This window comes from Streptomyces sp. NPDC096176, from assembly GCF_044763255.1.
GTDB lineage: Bacteria > Actinomycetota > Actinomycetes > Streptomycetales > Streptomycetaceae > Streptomyces.
Window position 1 is genome coordinate 115,121 of record NZ_JBIWFV010000011.1, and the last position, 24,518, is coordinate 139,638.

Annotated in this window: 24 protein-coding genes and 1 riboswitch; of the genes, 17 read left to right on the forward strand and 7 right to left on the reverse strand. The window is 71.9% G+C overall.

The features are described from left to right. Positions 1 to 213 precede the first annotated feature (213 nt). Positions 214 to 375, forward strand: a riboswitch (cyclic di-AMP (ydaO/yuaA leader). Between the two features lie 13 nt (positions 376 to 388). Together ACIQ7Q_RS27175 and ACIQ7Q_RS27180 are read left to right on the forward strand one after the other, a co-directional pair. Continuing rightward, a complete protein-coding gene (locus ACIQ7Q_RS27175; protein WP_403867399.1) occupies positions 389 to 1,171 on the forward strand; it encodes a M23 family metallopeptidase in 783 nt (260 codons plus the stop codon). A gap of 211 nt (positions 1,172 to 1,382) precedes the next feature. Beyond that, the gene (locus ACIQ7Q_RS27180; protein ID WP_403867402.1) at positions 1,383 to 2,060 is read left to right on the forward strand and encodes a GntR family transcriptional regulator; all 678 of its coding nucleotides are present in this window, start codon (positions 1,383 to 1,385) and stop codon (positions 2,058 to 2,060) included. A gap of 243 nt (positions 2,061 to 2,303) precedes the next feature. Here ACIQ7Q_RS27180 and ACIQ7Q_RS27185 read toward each other — a convergent pair whose 3' ends face one another. Continuing rightward, a complete protein-coding gene (locus tag ACIQ7Q_RS27185) occupies positions 2,304 to 2,585 on the reverse strand; it encodes an HPr family phosphocarrier protein (RefSeq protein ID WP_403867405.1) in 282 nt (93 codons plus the stop codon). 165 nt (positions 2,586 to 2,750) lie between these two features. Here ACIQ7Q_RS27185 and ACIQ7Q_RS27190 point away from each other — a divergent pair, with 165 nt between their 5' ends. The 4 genes from ACIQ7Q_RS27190 to ACIQ7Q_RS27205 are packed head-to-tail and all read left to right on the forward strand — an operon-like array spanning position 2,751 to position 8,671. Next, positions 2,751 to 6,095, forward strand: a complete 3,345-nt coding sequence (locus ACIQ7Q_RS27190; protein ID WP_403867407.1) for a GNAT family N-acetyltransferase — start codon at positions 2,751 to 2,753, stop codon at positions 6,093 to 6,095. 37 nt (positions 6,096 to 6,132) lie between these two features. After that, complete coding sequence (locus ACIQ7Q_RS27195) at positions 6,133 to 6,717, forward strand: DUF5998 family protein (RefSeq protein ID WP_403867410.1); 585 nt, start codon at positions 6,133 to 6,135, stop codon at positions 6,715 to 6,717. Continuing rightward, positions 6,717 to 7,928 (forward strand): alkaline phosphatase family protein, encoded by a 1,212-nt coding sequence (locus ACIQ7Q_RS27200; protein WP_403867413.1) that lies wholly within the window; start codon positions 6,717 to 6,719, stop codon positions 7,926 to 7,928. The genes ACIQ7Q_RS27195 and ACIQ7Q_RS27200 overlap by 1 nt, the downstream gene beginning before the upstream one ends. Before the next feature lie 38 nt (positions 7,929 to 7,966). Beyond that, entirely contained in the window at positions 7,967 to 8,671 is a 705-nt protein-coding gene (locus ACIQ7Q_RS27205) for a thymidine kinase (protein ID WP_403867416.1), read from the forward strand. Here ACIQ7Q_RS27205 and ACIQ7Q_RS27210 read toward each other — a convergent pair. Next, complete coding sequence (locus ACIQ7Q_RS27210) at positions 8,643 to 9,416, reverse strand: VOC family protein (RefSeq protein WP_403867419.1); 774 nt, start codon at positions 9,414 to 9,416, stop codon at positions 8,643 to 8,645. The genes ACIQ7Q_RS27205 and ACIQ7Q_RS27210 overlap by 29 nt on opposite strands. Before the next feature lie 231 nt (positions 9,417 to 9,647). Between ACIQ7Q_RS27210 and ACIQ7Q_RS27215 the strand changes: the two genes are divergently transcribed. After that, a complete protein-coding gene (locus ACIQ7Q_RS27215; RefSeq protein ID WP_403867423.1) occupies positions 9,648 to 10,478 on the forward strand; it encodes a sulfurtransferase in 831 nt (276 codons plus the stop codon). 53 nt (positions 10,479 to 10,531) lie between these two features. Here the strand turns inward: ACIQ7Q_RS27215 and sepH are convergent, their stop codons facing one another. From sepH to ACIQ7Q_RS27230, 3 genes are all read right to left on the reverse strand, one after another. Then, positions 10,532 to 11,581: a septation protein SepH gene (gene sepH, locus ACIQ7Q_RS27220; RefSeq protein ID WP_403867426.1), complete on the reverse strand. Its 1,050-nt coding sequence runs from the start codon at positions 11,579 to 11,581 to the stop codon at positions 10,532 to 10,534. A gap of 808 nt (positions 11,582 to 12,389) precedes the next feature. After that, the gene (locus tag ACIQ7Q_RS27225) at positions 12,390 to 13,718 is read right to left on the reverse strand and encodes a D-arabinono-1,4-lactone oxidase (RefSeq protein ID WP_403867428.1); all 1,329 of its coding nucleotides are present in this window, start codon (positions 13,716 to 13,718) and stop codon (positions 12,390 to 12,392) included. Then, positions 13,669 to 14,919 (reverse strand): MFS transporter, encoded by a 1,251-nt coding sequence (locus tag ACIQ7Q_RS27230; protein WP_403867431.1) that lies wholly within the window; start codon positions 14,917 to 14,919, stop codon positions 13,669 to 13,671. The genes ACIQ7Q_RS27225 and ACIQ7Q_RS27230 overlap by 50 nt, the downstream gene beginning before the upstream one ends. 107 nt (positions 14,920 to 15,026) lie before the next feature. On the opposite strand from ACIQ7Q_RS27230, the gene ACIQ7Q_RS27235 reads away from it, so the two are divergent. Further along, positions 15,027 to 16,154, forward strand: coding sequence for a ferrochelatase (locus tag ACIQ7Q_RS27235; RefSeq protein WP_403867433.1), 1,128 nt, complete (start codon positions 15,027 to 15,029; stop codon positions 16,152 to 16,154). A gap of 23 nt (positions 16,155 to 16,177) precedes the next feature. Beyond that, entirely contained in the window at positions 16,178 to 16,978 is an 801-nt protein-coding gene (locus ACIQ7Q_RS27240) for an inositol monophosphatase family protein (protein WP_403867742.1), read from the forward strand. Between the two features lie 79 nt (positions 16,979 to 17,057). Here the strand turns inward: ACIQ7Q_RS27240 and ACIQ7Q_RS27245 are convergent, their stop codons facing one another. Beyond that, the gene (locus ACIQ7Q_RS27245) at positions 17,058 to 17,225 is read right to left on the reverse strand and encodes a hypothetical protein (RefSeq protein WP_189888452.1); all 168 of its coding nucleotides are present in this window, start codon (positions 17,223 to 17,225) and stop codon (positions 17,058 to 17,060) included. Between the two features lie 301 nt (positions 17,226 to 17,526). Here ACIQ7Q_RS27245 and ACIQ7Q_RS27250 point away from each other — a divergent pair, with 301 nt between their 5' ends. From ACIQ7Q_RS27250 to ACIQ7Q_RS27265, 4 genes are all read left to right on the forward strand, one after another. Beyond that, positions 17,527 to 18,180: a response regulator transcription factor gene (locus ACIQ7Q_RS27250; protein WP_403867436.1), complete on the forward strand. Its 654-nt coding sequence runs from the start codon at positions 17,527 to 17,529 to the stop codon at positions 18,178 to 18,180. A gap of 5 nt (positions 18,181 to 18,185) precedes the next feature. After that, a complete protein-coding gene (locus ACIQ7Q_RS27255; RefSeq protein ID WP_403867439.1) occupies positions 18,186 to 19,421 on the forward strand; it encodes a sensor histidine kinase in 1,236 nt (411 codons plus the stop codon). Between the two features lie 382 nt (positions 19,422 to 19,803). Beyond that, positions 19,804 to 20,100 carry a DUF4193 domain-containing protein gene (locus tag ACIQ7Q_RS27260; RefSeq protein ID WP_005310959.1) on the forward strand — a complete coding sequence of 99 codons (297 nt, stop codon included), beginning with the start codon at positions 19,804 to 19,806 and terminating at the stop codon, positions 20,098 to 20,100. Between the two features lie 12 nt (positions 20,101 to 20,112). Beyond that, positions 20,113 to 21,063, forward strand: a complete 951-nt coding sequence (locus ACIQ7Q_RS27265; protein ID WP_403867442.1) for a hypothetical protein — start codon at positions 20,113 to 20,115, stop codon at positions 21,061 to 21,063. Between the two features lie 31 nt (positions 21,064 to 21,094). Here ACIQ7Q_RS27265 and ACIQ7Q_RS27270 read toward each other — a convergent pair whose 3' ends face one another. Continuing rightward, positions 21,095 to 21,553 carry a DUF3093 domain-containing protein gene (locus ACIQ7Q_RS27270; protein ID WP_403867445.1) on the reverse strand — a complete coding sequence of 153 codons (459 nt, stop codon included), beginning with the start codon at positions 21,551 to 21,553 and terminating at the stop codon, positions 21,095 to 21,097. A gap of 58 nt (positions 21,554 to 21,611) precedes the next feature. Here ACIQ7Q_RS27270 and ACIQ7Q_RS27275 point away from each other — a divergent pair, with 58 nt between their 5' ends. The 4 genes from ACIQ7Q_RS27275 (at position 21,612) to ACIQ7Q_RS27290 (ending at position 24,493) form a co-directional block, all read left to right on the forward strand. Further along, on the forward strand, positions 21,612 to 22,232 hold the full coding sequence (locus ACIQ7Q_RS27275; protein WP_403867448.1) for a PaaI family thioesterase: 621 nt from the start codon (positions 21,612 to 21,614) through the stop codon (positions 22,230 to 22,232). Further along, positions 22,232 to 22,744, forward strand: coding sequence for a dUTP diphosphatase (dut, locus tag ACIQ7Q_RS27280; protein ID WP_403867451.1), 513 nt, complete (start codon positions 22,232 to 22,234; stop codon positions 22,742 to 22,744). The genes ACIQ7Q_RS27275 and dut overlap by 1 nt, the downstream gene beginning before the upstream one ends. Position 22,745: 1 nt before the next feature. Then, positions 22,746 to 23,525, forward strand: coding sequence for a DUF3710 domain-containing protein (locus ACIQ7Q_RS27285; RefSeq protein ID WP_403867454.1), 780 nt, complete (start codon positions 22,746 to 22,748; stop codon positions 23,523 to 23,525). 236 nt (positions 23,526 to 23,761) lie between these two features. Then, positions 23,762 to 24,493, forward strand: a complete 732-nt coding sequence (locus ACIQ7Q_RS27290; RefSeq protein WP_403867457.1) for an ABC transporter ATP-binding protein — start codon at positions 23,762 to 23,764, stop codon at positions 24,491 to 24,493. Positions 24,494 to 24,518: the final 25 nt, after the last annotated feature.

The following is a 24,518-nucleotide window of genomic DNA, read 5'->3' on the forward strand; positions in this document are numbered from 1 at the left end:
GTCATACAGTTCGAAACGGGCATGTGGTGCCCAAGTGGAACCCCGGCTTCGGATCGTTTGCCGGGGTTCCGCCCTTTGTCGCTTTTGTGAGGGAGATGGCCGTTCTGCTCTGTGGCATGCGCTACAAAATGGGCTGTCCGTTTGGTGATTGACAGATGAGCTGCCTAGCGTCGATCCGGCTGTTCGCCAGAAGATCGCCGCACCCGTGGCATCGGACAGTCATCGCCGAGTCCCCGTCAGGCGCGAGCCTGGGGAGCCGGGGACCCACGAAGTCCCTGGGGTGAATCGGACGCCTTCGCCCGCGCGGAGGGGCCCGTAGGAGACCTTCCTGCTCCGAACCCGTCAGCTAACCCGGTAGGCGAGAAGGAAGGAAAGGACCAGCCTCTTCATGGCGTTCACCCGTGCCACCGGGAAGCACCGTGCCCCGAGCCGCCTGACGCGCCGCAGGGCGAACCTCGCGGGCGTCGCTGCCCTCGCCACCACCGGCGTCATCGGCAGCTTCGCCTCCCCGGCGCTCGCCGCCGACGCCGAGGCCGCTCCCGTCGAGGACACCGGTCTCACTCATATCGTCTCCATGGGATCGATCGCCGACGAGATAGCCGACCAGGCCGCCGCCCAGGAGCGGGAGGCCGAGGAGGCCGCCGCCGAGGCGCGGGCGAAGGCAAAGGCCGAGGCCGAGGCGAAGCGCAAGGCCGAGGCCCGCGCCAAGGCGGCCCGCGAGGCCGAGGAGCGCGCCGCCCGCGAGGCCGAGCGCAAGCGCCTGAACTCCTTCCGGCTCCCCATCGCCGGCTCCTTCGTGACCACCGGCTACAAGACCGGTGGCACCCTGTGGTCCTCCGGCAGCCACTCGGGAGTCGACTTCCGCGCTGCGTCCGGCAGTTCGGTCGTCGCCGTCGGCTCCGGCACCGTGGTCGAGGCCGGCTGGGGCGGCGCGTACGGCAACAACATCGTCATCCGCATGAACGACGGCACCTACACGCAGTACGGCCACCTGTCGTCCATCGGAGTCTCCGTCGGCCAGCAGGTCACCCCCGGCCAGCAGATCGGTCTCTCCGGCTCGACCGGCAACTCGACCGGCCCGCACCTGCACTTCGAGGCCCGGACCACCGCGGACTACGGCTCCGACATCGACCCCGTCGCCTACCTGCGCTCGCACGGCGTCAGCGTCTGACCCGCCCCAGCAGTGTCCGAGGGCCCCCGGCATCCCCGCCGGGGGCCTTCGGCGTTTTGCGTGGCGTTTCCGCCATTCCGCGATTGCCCGCTCATTCAAAAGGTTCCATGGATTCCCGCCTGCCGTCGGAAAATCGAGCGCATTGCAATAGAGTCACGGGAACACGCGTCAATCAGTTGCGTTTCGCTCGGATCAAGGCGGAGGTTCGGTCATGCGCATTCCCGCGCACTCGGTATGCACGGCGATCCGCGAAGACATCGTCTCCGGCGTGTTCGAACGCGGCAGTCGGCTCACCGAGGAGCAGCTGGCACGCCGCTACGGAGTCTCCCGCGTTCCCGTGCGCGAGGCGTTGCGCACCCTGGAGTCGGAGGGGTTCGTCGTCACCCGGCGGCACGCGGGCGCCTGCGTCGCCGAGCCCACCGAGCAGGAGGCCGCCGACCTCCTCGAGATCCGCATGCTGCTGGAGCCGCTGGGCGCGGCGCGCGCCGCCCAGCGGCGCACGGAAGCGCATTTGAAGGTGCTGCGCGGCCTGGTCAGACTGGGCCGGGACAGGGCGCGGCGGGGACAGGGCGAGGACCTGCGCTCCCTCGACGCCTGGTTCCACGAGACCCTCGCCCAGGCCTGCGGCAGCCCCGGTCTGACGGCTCTGCTGATTCAGCTGCGGCACAAGACCGCCTGGATGTACGCCGTGGAGCAGCCGGCCGAGCCGGTCGAGTCCTGGGCCGAGCACGGGGCGATCGTGGACGCCGTGGCGCGCCGCGACGCCGAGCGCGCGCGGGCGCTGACCGCCCTGCACGCCGAGCGGGTCGCGGCGGCGCACCGGCTGCGGCGCACGGTGCGGGTGAGGACTTCGCAACCTGCCGTAAACACGGCGAGCGGCCGGAATTAACAGGCGGCGTATACAAAAGGGAAGCGGTGGAGCCGGGTCGTTTTATGCTGCCCGGAATTGCTCGGGGGAGCAGTAAGCGAAAAGCCGCGGCACTTCTGAATTCGAAGCGCCGCGGCTTTGTCGTGCGTGATTCCTGCTCTGCCGCGGGGGCGGTGTGCTCCGCACGGCGTCGCGCCACCGTGGGGTGGTGCGTGCTCCGCCCGTGCCACGCGCCTCATGCCGCGCGCCTCGCGAGCCGAGCGCTCAGACGGCCTCGGGGAGCTCGTCGAGGCCCTCCGCCACCAGCTTGGCCAGGCGGTCCAGGGCGGCCTCCGCGCCGTCCGCGTCGGAGGCGAGGACGATTTCCTCGCCGCCCTGGGCGCCGAGACCGAGCACGGCAAGCATGGAGGCGGCGTTGACCGGCGTGCCGTCGATCTTGGCGATCGTCACAGGAACGCCGGAAGCCGTCGCGGCCCGGACGAAGATGGACGCGGGGCGGGCGTGAAGGCCCTCGGCCCAGCCGACGTTGACGCGGCGCTCAGCCATGGTGTTGCCCTTCAAGTCTTGGCGGGTTGTCTAGACCAGTCTCTCATGTGCTCCGGCGTGCTCCTTGCCGACTCGGACCCGGGTGACGGACCGCCCGACCGGCCTCCTCAGCCTGCCCGCAGCCAACCGCCTTCGCGACCCGTGGGCGGGCCGTAGGCTTTCCCCATGCAGACCTCGCAGGAGCACGCCTACCCGGCTCACTGGGAAGCGGACGTGGTGCTGCGCGACGGCGGCACGGCGCGGATCCGGCCGATCACCACCGAGGACGCCGACCGGCTGGTCAGCTTCTACGAGCAGGTCTCCGACGAGTCGAAGTACTACCGGTTCTTCGCGCCGTACCCCCGGCTGTCCGACAAGGACGTCCACCGGTTCACGCACCACGACTACGTGGACCGGGTGGGCCTCGCGGTCACCATCGGCGGCGAGTTCATCGCCACCGTCCGTTACGACCGGATCGACGTACAGGGCAGGGCGGCCTCCGCGCCCGCCGACGAGGCCGAGGTCGCCTTCCTCGTCCAGGACGCCCATCAAGGCCGCGGTGTCGCCTCCGCCCTGCTCGAACACATCGCGGCCGTCGCCAGGGAGAGGGGCATCCGGCGGTTCGCCGCGGAGGTGCTCCCCGCCAACTCCAAGATGATCAAGGTGTTCCGGGACGCCGGGTACACACAGAAGCGCAGCTTCGAGGACGGCTCCGTCCATCTGACCCTCGACCTCGAGCCGACGGAGGAGTCCCTCGCCGTGCAGCGCGGCCGCGAACAGCGCGCCGAGGCGCGCTCGGTGCAGCGCCTGCTCGCGCCCGGTTCGGTAGCTGTGGTCGGCACGGGTCGGCTCCCCGGCGGCGTCGGCCGGACCGCGCTGCGCAACCTCCTCGACGGCGGGTTCACGGGCCGGGTGTACGCGGTGAACCGGGCGTTCCCCGAGGCGCGCGGCGAGATCGACGGTGTCCCCGCCGTCCGCTCGGTCGGCGACATCGATGAGCCCGTCGACCTGGCGATCGTCGCGGTCCCCGCAGCGCGGGTACCCGAAGCCGTGGCGGACTGCGGCGAGCACGGCGTCCAGGGGCTGGTGGTGCTGAGCGCCGGCTACGCGGAGAGCGGCGCGGCCGGGAGGGAACGCCAGCGCGAACTGGTGCGGCAGGCCCGGTCGTACGGGATGCGGATCATCGGCCCGAACTCGTTCGGCATCATCAGCACGTCCGACGCCGTCCGGCTCAACGCCTCGCTGGCGCCGGAGGCCCCGGCGCCCGGGCGCATCGGCCTGTTCACCCAGTCGGGGGCGATCGGCATCGCCCTGCTGTCCGGGCTGCACCGGCGTGGCGCGGGCCTGTCCTCCTTCATCTCGTCCGGCAACCGCGCGGACGTGTCCGGGAACGACTTCCTCCAGTACTGGCACGAGGACCCGGACACCGACGTCGTCCTCATGTACCTGGAGTCGATCGGCAACCCCCGCAAGTTCACCCGCCTCGCCCGGCGCACCGCCGCGCTCAAGCCGGTCGTTGTCGTGAAGGGTGCCCGGCACAGCGGCAGCGCGCCACCGGGCCACGCGGTGCCGTTCACCCGGATCCCCGACGCGACCGTCGGGGCGCTGCTGCGCCAGGCCGGCGTGATCCGCGTCGACACCGTCACCGAACTGGTCGACGCGGGCCTGATGCTGGCCGGGCAGCCGCTGCCGGGCGGGCCGCGGGTGGCGATCCTCGGCAACTCCGAGTCCCTCGGACTCCTCACCTACGACGCCTGCCTGACGGAAGGCCTGCGCCCTCTCCCGCCGCGAGACCTCACGACGGCGGCCACCCCCGCCGACTTTCGCGCGGCGCTCGCGGAGGCACTGGTCGACGACGCGTGCGACGCGGTGGTCGTGACGGCGATCCCCTGGGTCGGGGAGAACGGCCTCACGGAATCCGGCGGCGAGGTCCTCGCGACGGCTCTCCGCGACGCGGCGGCCACGGCGCCGGCGAAGCCGGTGGCGGTGGTGCATGTCGAAATGGGCGAGCTGGCCGACGCCCTGGCCGCCGCGTCGAGCACGGCCCCGCCCGCCGACCGCGCCACGCCGCCAGCCCGATCGGCCACCCTGCCGGCGCCCGACGGTGCCCGCCCGCCGCGCGCGACGGGGAGCGTTCCCGCAGCCGGCCACGGCCCGGCCCCTGCCCACAGCGAGCCCGCCCCGGGCACAGCCCCCGGACCTGGCGCCGGGACGCCGTCCGCGTCCGCTGCCGGTCCCGGCCCGAACGCCGCGGGCGGTGCCACCGCTTCCGGCGCGGACGAGGCGGCCCCCGGTGAGCGGCGCGCGTCCGCACCGGGCAGCGCCTCCGCTTCCGGGGCGGCGTTCAGCCCCGCTCCCGGGACGCCTCCCGCGCCGCCGACCGCGTCTGCGGCCGGTGACGGCCCGGGCTACCCGAACCTTGCGGGCGATGCCCGCGTTTCCGGCGCGGCGCCCGGCCCCGGTGGCGGCACGCCTCCCGCGCCGCCGACCGCGTCTGCGGCCGGTCACGGTCCCGGCCGCCCGACCCCTGCGGGCAGCGCCTCCGCTCCCGGCGCCGGCGAGGCGGCCCCCGGTGGCCGGCGCGCAGCCGCACCGGGCGGCGCCCCCGGCCCCCACGCGCCCATCCCCACCCCCGACCCGCCTGGCGGCTCCGCCGCAGCGCGGTGGATTCCTGCGTATCCCGCCGCCGAGCGGGCCGTGCGGGCGTTGGCCGAGGCCGCGCGGTACGCGCAGTGGCGGCGGTACGCCGCAGAGCCGGGGCGGGTGCCGGAGTACGAGGACATCGACGAGGCCGGGGCCGCCGCGCACATCGACCGGATGCTCGGGGCGTCGGCGGATCACCGGGGCTTCGCCCTCGGCGCCGCCGACGCCCGCGAACTGCTCGCGCGCTACGGCATCCATGTGCGGCCCACACTTCCCGCGCCCGACGCCGACGCCGCCGTGCAGGCCGCCGCGGGCCTCGGCTATCCGGTCGCGCTCAAGACCACCGCCCCGCACCTGCGTCACCGCGCCGACCTCGGCGGCGTGCGGCTCGATCTGGCCGACGAGGCGCAACTGCGCCTGGCGTACCGCGAGTTGACCGACAGCCTGGGCAGGCCGGCCGAGCTGCAGCCCGTTGTCCAGGCGATGGTGCCCCGCGGCGTGGACACCGTGGTCCGTGCGGCCGTCGACCCCGCGATCGGCGCCGTGCTCTCGTTCGGGCTGGCCGGAGCGGCCTCCGAGCTGCTCGGCGACACCGCTCACCGACTCGTCCCCGCCACCGACCGCGATGCCGCCGAGTTGATCCGGACCATTCGCACGGCACCGCTCCTGTTCGGCTGGCGCGGCTCCGCCCCCGTGGACACGTCCGCGCTCGAGGAGCTGCTGCTGCGCGTGTCGCGGCTGGTCGACGACCACCCCGAAGTGGTCGGCATCAGCCTCGAGCCGGTCGTGGTCGCCCAGCACGGACTCTCGGTGCTGGACGCGTCCGTACGGCTGGCGCCACCACCGCCCCGTACCGACCTGGGCCCTCGCCGGCTCCCCAGCTACTGAGCGCCCGGTGCCCCCAGGGCCCCGTAGGATGGACCGCATGGCGAAGACCGGTACGACGACCCAGGGGCTGCGCGCGGCGATCGAGCGCAGCGGCTACTACCCGGCACTCGTGGCAGAGGCGGTGGAGGCCGCCGTCGGCGGCGAGCCGATCGCGTCGTACCTGGTGCACCAGGAGACCACGTTCGACGCGAACGAGGTCCGGCGCCATGTCACGGTCCTCGTCCTCACGGCGAACCGGTTCATCGTCAGCCACACCGATGAGCAGGCCGCCGACTCGAGCTCCCCGACGCCGTACGCCACCACCTCCACCGAGTCGGTGAAGCTCGGCCGGATCTCGTCCGTCGTCGTCAGCCGCGTGGTCGCCAACCCGGAGTCGTACACCCCGGGGACCCTGCCCCGCGAGGTCGTCCTCACCATCGGCTGGGGCGCCGTCTCCCGCCTCGACCTGGAGCCGGCCGCCTGCGGCGACCCGAACTGCGAAGCCGACCACGGCTACACCGGCAACTCCACCGCCGACGACCTCAGCCTCCGGGTCAGCGAGGCCGGTGACGGCCCGGACACGGTCCGCCAGACCCTTGTCTTCGCCCAGGCGCTCTCCGAAGCCACGGCAGCCACCCGCTGATGGCCCAGCCCGCCCAGACCGACCGGTCCGAACTCTGGCCGGACGACCCCGTCCCGCTCGCCGTCGGCGCCGCGCCCGTACCGGAGTACGGCAGCGGCTCGCTCGCCGATCTGCTCCCGACGCTCGCAGCGGGCCAGGGCGTACCCGGCCTCGGCCAGGCGATCCCGGAGCTCACCCCGGCCGATCGGAACTGCGTGTTCCTGATCGACGGACTCGGCTGGGAGCAGATCAGGGCCCACCCCGACGAGGCCCCGTACCTGACCTCGCTGCTCGGCACGTCGCGCGGCGGCACAGGGCGGCCGATCACCGCCGGGTTTCCCGCGACCACCGCCACCTCGCTCGCTTCCGTCGGCACCGGCCTGCCGCCGGGCGCGCACGGCCTGCCCGGCTACACGGTGCGCAATCCGGAGACCGGCGAGCTGATGAACCAGCTGCGCTGGCGGCCGTGGAGCGCGCCGCAGGTCTGGCAGCCGTACCCCACCGTCTTCCAGCTCGCGGACCGGGCGGGCGTGCACACCGCGCAGGTGTCGTCGCCCGCGTTCGAGCAGACGCCGCTCACCAAGGTCGCACTCAGCGGCGGCACGTTCCACGGCCGGCTGACCGGCGAGGAGCGGATGGATCTGGCCGCCGCGCAACTGGCCGCAGGGGACCGCTCCCTCGTCTACACCTACTACAGCGAGGTCGACGGCAAGGGCCACCGCTTCGGCATCGACTCCGACGCCTGGCGCGGTCAGCTGATGTACGTGGACCGGCTCGTGGAGCGTCTCGCCGAGCAGCTTCCGGCCCGCGCGGCTCTGTACGTCACCGCCGACCACGGCATGATCGACATCCCTTTCGACGAGCAGTCCCGTATCGACTTCGACGAGGACTGGGAGCTGCGGGCCGGTGTCGCCCTGCTCGGCGGGGAGGGCAGGGCCCGCCACGTCTACGCCGTGCCGGGCGCCGCGAGCGACGTGCTCGCCGTCTGGCGCGAGGTGCTGGGGGAGCAGTTCTGGGTGGCGAGCCGGGACGAGGCGATCGCCGCCGGCTGGTTCGGTCCCCGGATCGACGACAGGGTGTATGCGCGGATCGGCGACGTCGTCGCCGCGGCACACGACGACGTGGTGATCACCGCGTCCGTCAGCGAGCCCAACGAGTCGGCGATGGTCGGCATGCACGGTTCCATGACCCCCACGGAGCAGCTCGTACCGCTCCTCGAAGTACGTTCCTGAAAGCCCCGCCACTCAGACCCGAAAGGTCTCAACGCCCCATGCCCGAGCTGGTGTTCTTCTCCGGAACGATGGACTGCGGAAAGAGCACCCTCGCTCTTCAGATCGAGCACAACCGGTCTGCCCGAGGCCTTCAGGGCATGATCTTCACCCGTGACGACCGGGCCGGCGAGGGCAAGCTCTCCTCCCGGCTCGGGCTGGTCACCGACGCCGTCGAGGCCGCCGAGGGCTTCGACTTCTACGCGTACCTCGTCGACCGCCTCTCCAAGGGCGGCCGCTGCGACTATGTGATCGCCGACGAGGCGCAGTTCCTCGCTCCCCAGCAGGTCGACCAGCTCGCCCGCGTCGTCGACGACCTCGCCCTGGACGTGTTCGCCTTCGGCATCACCACCGACTTCCGCTCCAAGCTCTTCCCCGGCTCGCAGCGCCTGGTCGAACTCGCCGACCGCGTCGAGGTGCTCCAGGTCGAGGCGCTGTGCTGGTGCGGGGCCCGCGCCACGCACAACGCGCGCACCGTCGGAGGGGAGATGGTCGTCGAGGGCGCCCAGGTCGTCGTCGGGGACGTCAACCAGTCGCCGGACGAGGTCGGTTACGAGGTGCTGTGCCGACGACACCACCGCCGGAGGATGACAGCGGCGACGGCCCGCGCGGCGGCCCTCTCACCGGACGTCCTGCCGGTCGAGGTCGGCGACGGCCGCACGGCCAACGGCGACGGGGTCATCGGGCGTCCGACCGTACGATCCTGAAAGCCGCGCCCTCCTGGTCGGAGACGGTCGCCACGCGTCCGCCCGCTCCCGGCCCGGGCGGCTCGATCACCTGCCCGCCCAGCTCCACCACCCGGTGGGCCGCCGCGTCGACGTCCTCCACCTCGAAGTGCGTCATCCAGTGCGCCCCGCGACCGCGCGGCAGGGCTTGGCCCACCCCGTGCACGGTGGCCACCGGCCGGCCGTCGAGACACAGCGTGAGGCGGTCGAGCGCGGAGGAGTCGTCCGCCTTGGCGTCGTAGCCGAAGACCGCGTGATAGAACTTGCCGACCGACGCGGTCTCCCGGGTCAGCAGTTCGTTCCACACGGGCGTTCCATGCGTGCCGTACACGGCGCTGCCCAGGTGCGCCGATGCCTGCCAGACGCCGAACACCGCGCCCGAGGGGTCGGAGGCGATCACCAGCCGTCCGGCCGTGTCGGCGTCGAGCGGTCCCACACCGACCGTTCCCCCGCAGCTGCGGATCGACTCGGCGGTGGCGTCCGCGTCGTCGCTCGCCAGGTACGGCGTCCAGGCCACCGGCAGATGCCGGTCGACCGGGAGGCGGCCGATGCCCGCGACCTCCTTGTCGCCGAGCATGGCGCGGACATAGGGCCCCAGCTGGGTCGGGCTGGGAGAGAACTCCCAGCCGAACAGGCCTGCGTAGAAGTCCTGTGTCGCGTCAAGGCCGTGCACCATCAGACTCACCCAGCAAGGTGTGCCCGGCGTGGGCCGAGTCGCCTCGGTCATCGTCACTCTCTCCTCGGACCATCGTGGTGGCCGTACGGGGGGACCGGGCGCGGCGTGCGGGGATGTGCGCGAAGGTCGCTGCGCCCGAGCAGATGGTGTCACCCCGCGGGGCGCGGTGCGCCCGGGCCGCGCCGGATATGGCGGGTTCCCGCCGCAGGTTGCCCGTTTTGGGGCGGCAAATCCGCTTCGACGGCGTTACCGTGCGACACACCGGTGCGCGAGGATGGCGACATGACTCCGATCATCTCCGCAGCCGATCTTGCGAACGAACTCGCCGGCCCGACGCCGCCGGTGCTGTTGGACGTCCGCTACCAGCTGGGCGGGCCGCACGGACGGCCCGACTACGAGGCAGGGCACCTCCCCGGCGCCGTCTTCGTCGACCTGGAAGCGGAACTGGCCGGCCCGCCCGGAGCCGGCGGCCGGCATCCGCTGCCCGACGTCGCGGCCTTCGGCGCGGTGATGCGAGCAGCGGGCGTCTCGCCCGACACACCGGTCGTGGCGTACGACGGGGACAAGGGCTGGGGCGCGGCGCGCGTCTGGTGGATGCTGCGCTGGGCGGGCCACGGCGACGTACGGGTTCTCGACGGCGGACTCGCCGCGTGGACGGGACCGTTGGAGACCACGGTCCCCGCTCCCGCAGCGGGCACCTTCGAGCCGAAGCCGGGCGCGCTGCCGCTGCTCGACGCCGACGACGCGGCCGCGATGGCCCGCGAGGGGCTTCTGCTCGACGCCCGCGCGGGAGAGCGCTACCGCGGTGAGGTGGAGCCCATCGACCCGGTAGCGGGGCACATCCCAGGCGCGGTCTCCGCGCCCACCATGGACAACGTCGACGCCGACGGCCGCTTCCTCCCGGCCGAGCATCTGGCCGCCCGCTTCCGGGGGCTCGGGGCGGGGAGCGGCACGGGCACCGTCGGCGTCTACTGCGGATCCGGTGTCTCGGCCGCCCAGCAGGCGGTGGCCCTGGAGCTCGCCGGCTTCGAGCCCGCCCTGTACGCGGGCTCCTGGTCCGAGTGGTCCCACCACCCGAACCGTCCGGTGGCCACGGGCCCGCAGCCGGGCTGACCACACGCAGGAGGGCCGGCCCCTTGCGGGCCGGCCCTCCTGCGACGCGCTCGTCACTCCTGTTTCTTGCGCCGCGTGCCGAAGACGATCTCGTCCCAGCTCGGCACGGCGGCGCGGCGGCCCGGGCGGACGCCGTCCGCCTCCGCCTGCCGGTCCGTGGTACCCGTCAGCCGATCGCGGTGGCCCGCGACGGAACGCGGCATCAGCACGTCCGCGTACGCCGATCCGGCACCGGCCGACGCGGCGGGTGCGACCGGCTCCTCCTCGGCCTCCGGCTCCTGCGCCGGCTCGATGGCCGCCGGCTCCGGCGGCGCGGGCCGCTCCGGAACGACCATGTCGCCGCGGAAGTTGGGCACGGCCTCCAGCAGGCTCGTCAGCGAGTCCCGCTCGTCGTCGCCGTCCCCGTCGGCCGACGGCACAGCGGTGGCCGGGCGGTCCATCTGCCGGTCCAGGGCACGGTCCAGCGGCCGGTCCCTGGGCAGCCGCGCGATACGCGGGACGAACGGGAAGCTCGGCTCCTGCGCGATCGTGTCGTCGGTCTCGCCGATCAGTGCGCGCGCCTCGTCGTCGACGGCCTGCACGAGCCGCCGCGGCGGGTCGTAGGTCCAGCTCGCCGAGTGCGGCTCGCCCGCCACCCGGTAGACCAGCAGGACCTCCCAGGTGCCGTCGTCGCGGCGCCACGAGTCCCACTGCACGGTGTCCTTCTCGGCGCCGCGCAGCAGCAGCCGCTCCTGCACCGCCTCGCCGAGCTGTGGTCCGGCGTTCTCGCCGGGGCGGCGTACGGGAGTCTTGCGGGCGCGCTCCGCCATGAAGGCGCGCTCCGCGAGCACCGGCCCTTCGAACCGGCGCACCCGGTCGACGGGGATGCCGGCGAGCTGAGCGACCTCCTCCGCGGAGGCACCGGCGCGTATACGCGCCTGGATGTCGCGGGGGCGGAGATGGCTCTCCACCTCGATCTCGATCTGGCCGAGGCGGGCGCGGTCGTTGCGCACGGCTGCGCGCAGTCGTTCATCGATCGGAAGCGTGTACTCCGTGCTGTCCGCAGCCTTGAGCACCAGTCGTGTGCCGTCGTTGGAGACGGCCACGACACGCAGTTCGGGCATGGGGACCTCCCGGGTGGTGCCTGCCGACGTCACCTGCGTCGCTGCTTCCGCTAGTCGAGTGTGGCCTGCCCGGGTGCAGCCTGCCACAACCTTGCCGAGTTGCCCGGCGTGTCGGGCAGCTGCCCTGGATCGCCGTTATGGCACGGTTACCTATTGGCACTCAGCGTGATTGGTTGGTCACTCTGAGCGATAGATCTCCGTGCTTCACCGCGGCGCCGCCGGATCGAGCGCCATTTTCGGCCCCCAACCTGGGTCCCGACACCACGAGGGAAGCCGGTCCCAGGGCTCGCCACAGTACTCCATTCGGGCCATGGGGGTGGACCGCCGCGCCGCCGAACTTCTCCAGGGGGGCGGGAGTTGTGTGCCCGAACGGGGGGTGACCAGGTGTTGTGCTTCACGGAAACGTCAGAAACGGAATCGCTTCGCTCATATGTCCCAACCCGGCACGCGACGGGACGAAGGGCAAGCAGAGGCCGGAGATGTGGCAGAAGCCGGAAAACGGTGGCGCTGCCGTGCGCGCATCCCGACGCCGGGTCTGTGAAACCGTCATCGTGCGGAGTGGTCGGTGTGGGGGCGCCCTGCGGCGGCCGAATCTTCCACCACTTCTTCCGCGGAACCGGCGAGCAGCTCCGCGAGGTCACGGTCCATCCCGGGGCCCCGGCAGGAGAATTGGCGCGGCCGGAGCCCCGACGGGACATCGGGGAAGGCGAGTTCGGCTCGCCTACCACACCAGCGGCGCGGCGACCACATGAGCGGCCCGACGCCGGGACCGGACGCGGAGGACGGCGACGGTGACGGGCCGTGAGGGTCAGTCGCCCAGCACCCGGCGCAGATAGGCGTTCTGGAACACCCGTTGCGGATCGAGCCGGTCACGCAACGCGGTGAACTCGGCGAACCGCGGGTAGACGTCGGCGAAGTACTCCGCGTCGCGCGTGTGGATCTTGCCCCAGTGCGGCCGGCCGCCATGAGCCGTCATGATCCGCTCCACCGCGGTGAAGTACGACCGGTAGGGCGTGCCGCGGTACATGTGCACGGCGACGTACGCGGTCTCGCGGCCCGATGCCGTCGAGAGCGTGATGTCGTCGGCGGGAGCCGTCCGCACCTCCACCGGGAAACTCACCCGCAGCGGCGAGCGCTCCACCATGGCCCTGACCTCGCGCAGCGCCGTGATCGCCGCCTCCCGCGGCAGCGCGTACTCCATCTCGACGAACCGCACCCGGCGCGGAGATGTGAAGACCCTGTAGGGAATGTCCGTGTAGGTGCGGGCGGACAGCGCGCGGCTGGAGACCCTGGCGATCGCGGGAATGGCCGCCGGCACCGCGCGGCCCAGCGAACAGGCCACCTGGAAGGCCCCGTTGGACAGCAGCTCGTCCTCGACCCAGCCACCGATCCGGCCGGGCGGGGCCGCGGGGCCCGCGCTGCGGTTGTTGCGCTTGGTGTTGCAGTTGCCGGTGTGCGGGAACCAGTAGAACTCGAAGTGCTCGTTCTCCGCGTGCAGCGCGTCGAACTCGTCGAGGACCCGGTCGAAGGGCATCGGCTCCTCACGCGCCGTCAGCAGGAAGACCGGCTCCACGGCGAACGTGATCGCCGTGATGATCCCGAGCGCGCCCAGACCGATCCGGGCCGCGGCGAAGACCTCCGGGTTCTCCTTCTCCGAACAGGTCAGCACGGAGCCGTCCGCCGTCACCAGTTCGAGGCCCCTGATCTGGGCGGCCACGGACGCCGAATCACGCCCCGTGCCGTGTGTGCCGGTCGACACCGCCCCCGCCACCGTCTGCTCCATGATGTCGCCCATGTTCGTGAGCGAAAGGCCCTCGCGGGCGAGGGCCGTGTTCAGCCGCTTGAGCGGAGTGCCCGACTCCACGGTGACGGTCATCTGCGACCGGTCGATCCGCCGGATACCCGTCATCAGATCGGGGCGTATCAGCAGGCCGTCGGTGGCGGCGATGGCCGTGAAGGAGTGCCCCGTACCGACGGTCTTCACCCTCAGACCGTCCTCCGCCGCCTCACGCACCGCTTCGGCGAGCTCCTGCACTGAGGCAGGGCGCGCTTCCCTCGCCGGCCTGGAAGCGACGGTCCCCGCCCAGTTACGCCACTGGCTGCTCTCGCTCCTCCGGGTCCTGATCACGCTGCTCACGCTGCCCCTCCCGCGTCGGCACCGGCCTGCGCAGCCGGCGGTACCCCAGGAACGCCACCAGGGCCGCGAACACTCCCGCAACGCCGGGCACCGCGTACCCCGCAGCAGCTCCCTGCGCGTCGACCACCCAGCCGGCGGCCGAGGAACCCAGAGCGACGCCGACCGCGAGCCCGGTGCTCGTCCAGGACATGCCCTCGGTCAACTTGCTGCGCGGTACGTGAGCCTCGACGAGGGCCATGGTCGTCACCATCGTCGGCGCGATGGCAAGGCCCGCGACAAAGAGTGCCACGGCCAGGAACGGCAGGCTCCCGGCCAGTTGGAGGGGGATCATACTCACGGCCATCGCGCAGACGCCCAGCACCCACCTCCGGGCGGGCTCGCCCTTCAGATGCAGCAGGCCGAAGACCGCGCCCGCGAGGCAGGAGCCGAGCGCGTAGACCGCGAGCACCCAACTCGCCGCGGCCTTGTGGCCCGTCTCCTCCGCGAACGCCACCGTGACCACGTCGACCGCGCCGAAGATCGCCCCGGTGGCGACGAACGCGGCGACCAGCACCTGCAGACCGGGAGAGCGCAGCGCGCTTGTGCTGGTGTGCTCCTCCGCCGGGTGCGGCTTCGGCTCCGTGGCGCCCTGCGCCGTCAGCCACCAGACGCCGACCAGCAGGAACGCGGCGGCGAGCAGCGGGCCTGCCTCCGGGAACCACAGCGTCGACAGACCGATGGAGACGATTGGACCGAAGATGAAGCACACCTCGTCGATGATCGACTCCACCGAGTACGCCGTGTGCAGCTCGCGCGGTGAACCCCGCAGCAGCGATGCCCAGCGAGCCCGGGTCATCGCGCCGACGCTCGGCACGCACCCGGCGGCGGCCGTGAAGACGAACAGGGTCCAGTCCGGCGCCCCCTGCTGGGCGCAGATCAGCAGCCCGGCGACCGCGGCCATGGTGACCAGCGTGGCCGGACGCAGCACCTTGCGCTGGCCGTGACGGTCGACGAGGCGCGAGATCTGCGGGCCGAGTACGGCCGCGGACAGGGCGAGGGTGGCCGTGAGCGTGCCGGCGAGGCCATAGCGGCCGGTCAGCTCGGAGACCATGGTCATGATTCCGATGCCCATCATGGACAGCGGCATCCGGCCGACGAAGCCTGCGGCGGAGAACCCCAAGGCGCCGGGGGTGGCGAAGATCGCGCGGTACGGACTGGGCAACGGGGACTCCGGTAAGGCGTATGAGCAGCCTTCACAGATTACGCGCCGACCGTCCGTGCGCGCACCGCGGTTTTTCCGGTGTGCGAAGGGGGTGGCAGGATCGCCCCATGTCCGATCTGCGTGATCCAGCTCCTTACGACGCCCTTCTGCTGCTCTCGTTCGGCGGCCCCGAAGGCCCGGACGACGTGGTCCCGTTCCTGGAGAACGTGACCCGCGGCCGCGGCATCCCCCGGGAACGGCTCGAGGAAGTGGGGCAGCACTACTTCCTCTTCGGCGGCGTCAGCCCCATCAACGACCAGAACCGCGCCCTGCTGGACGCGCTGCGCAAGAACTTCGCCGAGCACGGCCTGGACCTGCCGGTCCACTGGGGCAACCGGAACTGGGCGCCGTATCTCACCGACACCCTGCGTGAGATGACCGTCGCGGGACACCGGCGCATCGCCGTCCTCGCCACCAGCGCGTACGCCTCCTACTCCGGCTGCCGCCAGTACCGCGAGAACCTCGCAGAGGCCCTGGCCACGCTCGAGGCGGAAGGTCTGGAGCTGCCGCGCGTGGACAAGCTGCGGCACTACTTCAACCACCCCGGCTTCGTACGCCCGATGATCGACGGTGTTCTCGCCTCGCTGGCCGACCTGCCGGAAGAGGTCCGCGTCGGCGCGCACCTCGCCTTCACCACGCACTCCATCCCCACGTCCGCGGCCGATGCCTCCGGCCCCGCGTCCGAGCACGGCGACGGCGGCTCCTATGTCCGCCAGCACCTGGACGTGGCCCGGCTGATCGTCGACGCCCTGCGCGACGAAACCGGCGTCGAGCACCCCTGGGAGCTCGTCTACCAGTCCCGCAGCGGCGCCGCGCACATCCCATGGCTGGAGCCGGACATCTGCGACCACCTCGAGGCGCTGCACGCATCGAGTGCGCCCGCGGTGGTCATGGTCCCCATCGGCTTCGTCTCCGACCACATGGAGGTCCTGTACGACCTCGACACGGAGGCCACCGCGAAGGCCGCCGAACTGGGACTGCCGGTTCGTCGCTCCGCGACCGTCGGCGCGGACCCGCGGTTCGCGGCGGCCGTGCGCGATCTTGTCCTGGAGCGGGCCGCGACCGAGCGGGGCATCGCGGCCGAGCGCTGTGCGCTCGGAGCCCTCGGCACGAGCCACGACCTCTGCCCGGTCGGCTGCTGTCCGGCCCGCGCGCCGAAGCCCGCGGCAGCCGGCGCCGACAGCCCGTACGCGTGAAGGAGACCTCAGTGACCGACCCCGTGACCGATCCGCTGACGTCCGAACTGCTGGCCCTCGCCCTGGAAGCGGCCCGCCAGGCCGGCGCACTCCTCAGGGACGGCCGGCCGGACGACCTGGGCGTCGCCCGGACGAAGTCCAGCCCCGTCGACGTCGTGACGGAGATGGACATCGCCGCCGAGAAGCTGATCACCGGCATCCTGGCCGACCACCGCCCGGACGACGGCTTCCTCGGCGAGGAGGGCGCGTCCATGGTCGGCACCAGCGGCGTCCGGTGGGTCATCGACCCGCTCGACGGCACGGTCAATTACCTGTACGGGCTGCCGACGTGGGCCGTCTCCATTGCCGCCGAGCGTGACGGGGAGACGGTGGTCGGCGTGGTCGAGGCCCCGATGCGACGCGAGACCTTCCGCGCGGTGCTCGGCGGCGGGGCGTACCTGAACGACCGGCCCGTGCGGTGCCGGCCGGCGCCGCCGTTCGACCAGGCGCTGGTCTCGACCGGCTTCAACTACGTCCACACGGTCCGCGCGCACCAGGCGGACATCGCCCAGCGACTGATCCCCCGGCTGCGGGACATCCGGCGCAGCGGCTCGGCGGCCATCGACCTGGCGGACGTCGCGGCCGGCCGCCTGGACGGCTACTACGAGCGCGGCCTCAGCCCCTGGGACCTGGCGGCCGGCGACCTGATCGCCCGCGAGGCCGGCGCACTGACCGGCGGGCGCCCCGGTGAGCCGCCGTCCGGCGCGCTGACGGTCGCCGCGACACCGGGCGTCTTCGAACCCCTGCAGGCTCTCCTGGACCAGTTGGGCGCTTGGCACGACTGACACGACTGGGCATGCGCGAGGGGCCCGGCACCGCCTCTGCGGTGCCGGGCCCCTCGTACGCGGTGCGCTCGCGCGGGCGTCAGGCTGCCGTGAGGTTGACCCCGTGCTCGGCGGCCAGGCGATGCAGGTCGTCCAGCTCCGCCTGCTCGACGTCCGCGAGGAAGTCGTCGCCCGTCTCCCGAGCGATCGTGAGGTCGGTCTCGGCGGCCTTTATACGCTGCAGCAGTCCGGCAGTGAAAGCGTCCATGATGCGCCCCCTCGTCGTAGGTCGGTGGCACGGGGGTGTGCCGACGGTGGGTTGATCCGCCCTGGCACAGGTCGTGGTGTGCCACATACAGGGCGTGATCGGGGTGTGCAGTCGTCCTCCCCAGGCCTTCCCGGGTGGAAACCTCAACTGTCCCGCGAATCCTTGTGATTCCTCGGGGCGCAGGTCGGGGCCCGTTCGACTTACCTCCGGTTTACGCGCGTAACGGGCAGGATGGATCCGCACAGTCAGTGCGCAGACCTGCCCTGTCACCCCGAAGGGCTCCGGAGAGAGGAAGAGCGACGTGCGCGTACTCGTCGTCGAGGACGAGCAACTGCTCGCCGATGCGGTGGCCACCGGACTGCGCCGGGAGGCCATGGCGGTCGACGTCGTCTACGACGGCGCCGCCGCCCTGGAGCGCATCGGGGTCAACGACTACGACGTGGTGGTGCTCGATCGCGACCTCCCGCTGGTCCACGGCGACGACGTCTGCCGCAGGGTCGTCGAGCTCGGCATGCCCACCCGGGTACTGATGCTGACGGCTTCGGGTGACGTGAGCGACCGCGTGGAGGGCCTCGAGCTGGGCGCCGACGACTATCTGCCCAAGCCGTTCGCGTTCACCGAGCTCACCGCCCGTGTGCGCGCGCTCGGACGCCGTACGACGGTGCCACTGCCGCCTGTCCTCGAGCGCGCGGGCATCAAACTCGATCCGAACCGCCGCGAGATCTTCAGGGACGGCAAGGAGATCCAGCTCGCTCCGAAGGAGTTCGCGGTACTGGAGGTGCTCATGCGCAGTGAGGGCGCGGTCGTGTCGGCCGAGCAGCTGCTGGAAAAGGCATGGGACGAGAACACGGACCCGTTCACGAACGTCGTGCGCGTGACCGTGATGACCTTGCGCCGCAAGCTCGGCGAGCCGCCCGTGATCGTCACGGTGCCCGGTTCGGGCTACCGGATCTGATCGGGGTGGCCACCCTTCCCGCGCCTCCGGAGGCGCCTCCGAAACCGACCTGGGACCCCAGGGAGCCGGTCCGCCCGTGGCTGCGGCCGACCATCCGGATACGGCTCACGCTGCTCTACGGCGGAATGTTCCTGATCGCGGGCATTCTGCTGCTGTCGATCATCTACCTGTTCACCGCGCAGGCGCTGAACGTCGGTGTGGCCGAACTGCCCTTCAAGATCGTCGAGGGGAAGGTCCAGCCCACCACGGACTGGTGCACGCTCCCCGAGGAGGGCTCCGGTGAGCAGTTCAACCAGGCCGTCTCCGCGTGCCTCGCGCACCAGCGCGAGTTGGCCCTGGACGACCTGCTGCGACGCTCCCTGTTCGCGCTGCTCGGCCTCAGCATCATCGCCTTCGCATTCGGGTACGCGATGGCCGGCCGGGTCCTGTCGCCGCTCGGCCGGATCACCCGCACCGCGCGTCAGGTGGCCGGCTCGGACCTGTCCCGCCGGATCGAGCTGGACGGCCCCGACGACGAGCTCAAGGAGCTCGCCGACACCTTCGACGAGATGCTGGACCGGCTGGAGCGCGCCTTCAGCGCCCAGCAGCGGTTCGTGGCGAACGCGTCCCACGAGCTGCGTACGCCGCTGGCGATCAACCGCACGCTGCTGGAGGTCCACCTCTCCGATCCCGGGGCACCGGTGGAGCTCCAGCAGCTCGGCAGGACGCTGCTGGCCACCAACGAGCGCAGCGAACAGCTCGTCGAGGGTCTGCTGCTGCTCGCCCGCAGTGACAACCAGATCGTCGAGCGCAAGCCCGTGGACCTGGCGGAGGTCGCCTCGCGCGCCATCGACCAGGTCCACGCCGAGGCCGATGCCAAGGGCGTGGAGGTCCGTGGTGAGCGCGCTCCCGCCGTCGTCCAGGGCAACGGTGTCCTGCTGGAGCGGATCGCCCTGAACCTCGTGCAGAACGCCGTCCGGTACAACGTCCCGGAAGAAGGCTGGGTCGAGGTGACCACGGAGGTCGAGCAGGGCCATGCGGTCCTTCTGGTCACCAACACGGGCCCCGTGGTCCCGGCGTACGAGATCGACAACCTCTTCGAGCCGTTCCGACGGCTCCGCCAGGAGCGCACGGGCAGCGACAAGGGCGTCGGCCTGGGGCTTTCCATCGCCCGGTCGGTCGCCCGCGCGCACGGCGGCCGTATCTCCGCGGTACCCCGAGAGGGAGGCGGCCTGGTGACGCGCGTCACGCTTCCTGTCTGAGCACCCGGGCTGGTTGTTCGCTTTAAGCGGAATTTTCGGAAACAGCCTCCGACGAATAGATGTGCGATCGATCACATGGGTCGGATCCGGTCCTTCGACTCTCAGTGATCAAGGATCCTGCGAAAAGCCGGGAAAAGCCCGGGTTTCCAGGGGGTGACATCACGGGAAGTACACGGGGTGGCGCTCGTGAAGCGCGTCCACGGACCGTGTACGGTCCCCATCGCCATCCAACCCGATCCCTCTTGAGGGGCCCGGTTGGGTGTCGATTGAGTAACAGACCTTGATGTGAGGCAAAATCTCCGCCTCAGGTCGGGCACAAGTCCGGCCTCTCACGCGTTACGTGCGCTGGAGACACCGCAACCACCCAGAGGGGGAGAGCGACATGGCAACGGACTACGACACCCCACGCAAGACCGACGACGACGTCGATTCGGACAGCCTTGAAGAACTGAAGGCCCGGCGGAACGACAAGTCGACCTCGACCGTCGACGTGGACGAGTTCGAGGCCGCCGAGGGCATGGAGCTCCCCGGAGCCGACCTGTCCAACGAGGAACTCGCCGTCCGAGTCCTGCCCAAGCAGGCGGACGAGTTCACCTGCATGAGCTGCTTCCTCGTGCACCACCGCAGCCAGCTGGCGCGCGAGAAGAACGGCCAGCCCATCTGCCGCGACTGCGACTGAGGCAGGCCGCCAGTGGCAGGCGAGAAACCGCCCGGGAAGCGGCGCTTCCGGCGTCATGAGAAGCCGGAGGCGCACCAGGGCGGTACAGGCCCGCTGCCGGGCGCGGAGGCGTCCACGGAGGGCGCTGCCGCGTCGCTGCCGCCTGGGGCGATCGAGGATGCGGAGCGGGGCCAGCCGGCCTCGCTAGAGGCAGCAGGCCAGGCAGGGCCCCCGACCAGGGCCCGGCGCCTGGCCGCCGTCAGGCACGGCGTCACCAAGGGCGGACAAGGGGCACGGGTGGGGCTGGCGAAGAGCAAGGAGAGTGCCAAGGCCGCGCTGGCCCACATCGCCGACGTCCTGATCGACAACGCGCCGCGCATCCCGGTGCGCGACCTGGAGAAACTGCGTAAGCAGTTCCCGGGCCTCACCCCCGAGCAGCTGGCCGACAAGCTGGTCGCGGGAGCGGCGAACGCGAGCTCCACGGTCGGCGCCGGCATCGGCGCCGCCGCGATGATGCCCGTGCCGCCGGCCATGCCGACCGAGCTCGCGGCGGAGGTCGTGGGCGTGGCGGCCATCGAGCTGAAGCTCATCGCCGAGCTCCACGAGGTCTACGGACTGCGGGCGCCCGGCAACCTCAAAGAACGCAGCTTGGCGTATCTCAACGCCTGGTCCCAGGAGCGCGGGATCGAGGTCACCAAACCCTCGACGTACGACGTCTCGATGGGCAGTCAGCTCAAGCGACAGCTGCGGCAGCAGATCATGAAGCGCATGGTGCGCAATCTGCCCAACCTGATTCCGTTCATGGTCGGCGCCGCCGTCGGCGCCGTGATGAACCGCCGCGACACCAGAAAGCTCGCGGACAAGGTCCGCAAGGACCTGCGCAGCAAGCAGGTTCCGTGGGACGCGCTTCCCGCGCTGCCCCCGCTGGAGCAGCCCAAGAACCCGCTGGACCCGCACGCACTCCCTCCCGGGGCGGGCGCCTGACCCAGCGGGGCAGCGACGGCCCCAGGGCCCGTCAGACGGCGCGTACGGCCGTCAGAGCGGCCGCCAGCGCTTCGGGATCCCGCGTCGACAGATAGACGTACGGGGTCGGGTCCTGCGGATCGGTCACCTCGATCCTGACAGCCCGCGGGATGTAGCTGCGCAGCAGCATGAAGGCCCGCGGGTCGGCCTTGTGGAGGCGCCAGGCCCGCGCCTCTTCGGCGTCCAGTACCTCCGCGTCGCCGAGCACCGCGACGGGGATCCTGGCGTCTCCCGCGACCAGCGACCCCGCCACCACCCGGATACGGGCGGAGCCGTAGGAAGTCACCAGCGCGGCCGCCAGCGCGCCGGCGCCGATCAGACCGCCGAGCATCGGCAGGGTCCCCAGCGGCAGCAGGATCAGAGCGCCCGAGACGGCGACAAGGGCGGTGACGACCCACCACGAACGGGGTGCGGTCAGACGTTCTGCGTACTGCGGGGCCGAAGGCTGCATGAATCCAAGCTTGGCACGGTGCGACCGGCGGGTAGCCGCGCGGGTAAGGTCTGCGCCTGTGAGTAACGCGAACGACCCGGTGGCGGACCCCGGACCCCCCGCCGCCTCCAAGGCTCTGACCCCGCCGGCCGACGCCAAGGCGCCGGTGAGGCACCCCGACGCGCCCGTCCCGGGTGAACTTCTCGGCTCGCACTACGGGCACTGTTTCGGCTGTGGCGGGGAGCAGCCGCACGGCCTGCATCTCGAGGCCCGGGCGCAGGACGGTGTACGCGTCACCGCCGAGTTCACCGTCAGGCCAGCGCACCAGGGCGCCCCCGGCCTCGCGCACGGCGGCGTGCTCGCCACCGCCCTCGACGAGACGCTCGGCTCCCTGAACTGGCTGCTCAGGGTCATCGCGGTCACCGGCAAGCTCGAGACCGACTTCGTCCGTCCCGTGCCGGTCGACACCGTGCTGTACCTCGACGCCGAGGTCACCGCCGTGGCGGGCCGCAAGATCTACTCCACCGCCACAGGGCGGATCGGCGGCCCCGCTGGGCCGGTGGCCGTCCGGGCGGCTGCCCTGTTCGTCGAGGTCAAGATCGACCACTTCATCGAGAACGGCCGCCCGGCGGAGATCCAGGCGGCCATGGCCGACCCCGACCAGATCAGGCGCGCCCGCGCCTTCGAGGTGAACCCCTGATGTGCTCCCCCGTGGATGTTCTGATCCGGCGAGTGGACCCGGAGGTGCCGTTGCCCGCGTACGGGCACCCGGGCGACGCCGGCGCCGATCTGGTGACGTGCGAGGCCGCCGAACTCGCCCCCGGGGAGCGCGCGGTGCTGCCCACCGGGGTCTCGATCGCCCTCCCCGACGGCTACGCCGCCTTCGTGCACCCCCGCTCCGGGCTCGCGGCCCGCTGCGGAGTCGCCCTCGTGAATGCCCCAGGGACGATTGATGCCGGGTACCGTGGGGAAATCAAGGTGATCGTGGTCAATCTGGATCCACGCGAGAGCGTGCGGTTCGAACGGTTCGACCGGATTGCCCAACTGGTCGTCCAGCAGGTCGAGAAGGTGCGCTTCCACGAGGTGGCGGAGCTTCCCGGCTCTGCGCGGGCCGAGGGGGGCTTCGGGTCCACCGGCGGTCATGCCGCCGTGGACGCCTCTACGGGTGGGAATCGATACGCTTCGGTCGTATCCGACCGGGAAGGACAGTGACGTGTTCGGACGTCGCAAGAAGAGTGGTTCCGCCAGTGACGCGGCGGACGCAGCGGGCGAGGCCGAGCGAGTCGCCGACGAGTCTGCCGAGCTCGACGAGGACGCTGAGGAGAGTGGAGCCCGCCGGGTGAACCTCCCGCCGGCGCCCAGGCCCGACGGCCCCTGGGACGTCTCCGAGGTCTCCAGGCCCGGCGAGGGCCGGGTCGACCTGGGCGGCCTGTTCGTGCCCGGAGTCGAGGGCATGGAGCTCCGTGTCGAGGTCGCCGGCGACGCGATCGTCGCGGCCACCGTGGTGCTGCGCGACAGTGCCATTCAGCTGCAGGCCTTCGCAGCGCCCAAGAAGGAAGGCATCTGGGGCGAGGTCCGCGAGGAGATCGCCTCCGGCATCACCCAGCAGGGCGGCATCATCGACGAAGTCGAGGGCCCCCTCGGCTGGGAGCTGCGGGCCCAGGTGCCCGTGCAGCTGCCCGACGGCACCGGCGGCGTGCAGCTGGTGCGCTTCGTCGGCGTCGACGGACCCCGCTGGTTCCTGCGCGGAGTGATCTCCGGACAGGGCGCGGTGCAGCCGCAGGCGGCCGGTCTGCTCGAGCAGATCTTCCGGGACACCGTCGTCGTGCGCGGCGAAGGCCCCATGGCGCCGCGCGACCCGATCGTCCTCAAACTGCCGGACGACGCGCAGATGGTGCCGGAAGGTGTCCAGCAGGAGGAGCAGGAAGGCTCCCGTTTCTCGGGCGGCATGGGCCAGCTTCAGCGCGGGCCCGAGATCACCGAGGTCCGCTGACGGCTTCGCCGTCACGACAGCGCCGAGAACCGACTGGGCCGTACCCCCGAGGGGTGCGGCCCAGTCGTCGTTCCATGGCCCGGTGCCCGGGCCGCCCACCCCGCCCTGCGCACGTGGGCGGGGTGGCGCCCGCAAGCAGCCCCGCCCGCATGACCGTTGCCCGGCCAGACCGTTGCCGGGCCACATGCCCCCTGCACATACTGAGCCGGACACGATCTACAGCGGGGGGACTTCTGATGGCCGAGAGCAGCAGCGCGCAGGCCGGCTGGGCCGTCGCCGAGGACCCGGCACGCGGACCCATGGTGCGGGTCGAGAATCTGCACCGCTCCTACGGCACAGGCGCCGCGGCCGTCCACGCACTGCGAGGGGTGTCCTTCGAGGTCCCGCGCGGAGAACTGGTCGCGCTCAAGGGTCGCTCCGGCTCCGGCAAGACCACCCTCCTCAACCTCGTCGGGGGCCTCGACTCCCCGGACCAGGGCCGTATCACGGTCGACGGCACCGACCTGTCCGAACTCGGCGAGAACGGGCTGCTGGAGCTGCGCCGCGACCGGATCGGCTTCATCTTCCAGTCCTTCGGGCTGATCCCGATCCTGACCGCCGCGGAGAACGTCGGAGTGCCGATGCGGCTGCGCAAGGCGGACCCGCGCGAGCGGGAGGAGCGCGTCCGGCTGATGCTCGCGCTGGTCGGCCTCGCCGAGCACGCCGCCCAGCGGCCCGGGGAGCTCTCCGGCGGCCAGCAGCAGCGCGTCGCCATCGCCCGCGCGCTGGCCAACCGGCCCGCACTGCTGATCGCGGACGAGCCGACCGGCCAGCTCGACGCCGAGACGGGCCTCGCCGTGATGGAGCTGCTGCGGGCGGTCGTCCGCAGCGAGGGCGTCACGGCCCTCGTCGCCACCCACGACGCCCAGCTCCTGGGGCTCGCCGACCGGGTGCTGGAACTCGGCGACGGCGAGCTCGTCGAACACTGACCCGGGACCGACCTCCGCCGGGCCC

What these genes read in the sequence shown, in the direction of transcription:
- ACIQ7Q_RS27245 (WP_189888452.1), bottom strand. Translation starts at nt 17,225, where the DNA reads ATGGACGCTTTCACTGCCGGACTGCTGCAGCGTATAAAGGCCGCCGAG.
- ACIQ7Q_RS27290 (WP_403867457.1), top strand. Translation starts at nt 23,762, where the DNA reads ATGGCCGAGAGCAGCAGCGCGCAGGCCGGCTGGGCCGTCGCCGAGGAC.
- ACIQ7Q_RS27175 (WP_403867399.1), top strand. Translation starts at nt 389, where the DNA reads ATGGCGTTCACCCGTGCCACCGGGAAGCACCGTGCCCCGAGCCGCCTG.
- ACIQ7Q_RS27200 (WP_403867413.1), top strand. Translation starts at nt 6,717, where the DNA reads ATGGCCCAGCCCGCCCAGACCGACCGGTCCGAACTCTGGCCGGACGAC.
- ACIQ7Q_RS27185 (WP_403867405.1), bottom strand. Translation starts at nt 2,585, where the DNA reads ATGGCTGAGCGCCGCGTCAACGTCGGCTGGGCCGAGGGCCTTCACGCC.
- ACIQ7Q_RS27215 (WP_403867423.1), top strand. Translation starts at nt 9,648, where the DNA reads ATGACTCCGATCATCTCCGCAGCCGATCTTGCGAACGAACTCGCCGGC.
- ACIQ7Q_RS27180 (WP_403867402.1), top strand. Translation starts at nt 1,383, where the DNA reads ATGCGCATTCCCGCGCACTCGGTATGCACGGCGATCCGCGAAGACATC.
- ACIQ7Q_RS27260 (WP_005310959.1), top strand. Translation starts at nt 19,804, where the DNA reads ATGGCAACGGACTACGACACCCCACGCAAGACCGACGACGACGTCGAT.
- ACIQ7Q_RS27205 (WP_403867416.1), top strand. Translation starts at nt 7,967, where the DNA reads ATGCCCGAGCTGGTGTTCTTCTCCGGAACGATGGACTGCGGAAAGAGC.
- sepH (WP_403867426.1), bottom strand. Translation starts at nt 11,581, where the DNA reads ATGCCCGAACTGCGTGTCGTGGCCGTCTCCAACGACGGCACACGACTG.
- ACIQ7Q_RS27190 (WP_403867407.1), top strand. Translation starts at nt 2,751, where the DNA reads ATGCAGACCTCGCAGGAGCACGCCTACCCGGCTCACTGGGAAGCGGAC.
- ACIQ7Q_RS27210 (WP_403867419.1), bottom strand. Translation starts at nt 9,416, where the DNA reads ATGACCGAGGCGACTCGGCCCACGCCGGGCACACCTTGCTGGGTGAGT.
- ACIQ7Q_RS27270 (WP_403867445.1), bottom strand. Translation starts at nt 21,553, where the DNA reads ATGCAGCCTTCGGCCCCGCAGTACGCAGAACGTCTGACCGCACCCCGT.
- ACIQ7Q_RS27235 (WP_403867433.1), top strand. Translation starts at nt 15,027, where the DNA reads ATGTCCGATCTGCGTGATCCAGCTCCTTACGACGCCCTTCTGCTGCTC.
- ACIQ7Q_RS27195 (WP_403867410.1), top strand. Translation starts at nt 6,133, where the DNA reads ATGGCGAAGACCGGTACGACGACCCAGGGGCTGCGCGCGGCGATCGAG.
- dut (WP_403867451.1), top strand. Translation starts at nt 22,232, where the DNA reads ATGTGCTCCCCCGTGGATGTTCTGATCCGGCGAGTGGACCCGGAGGTG.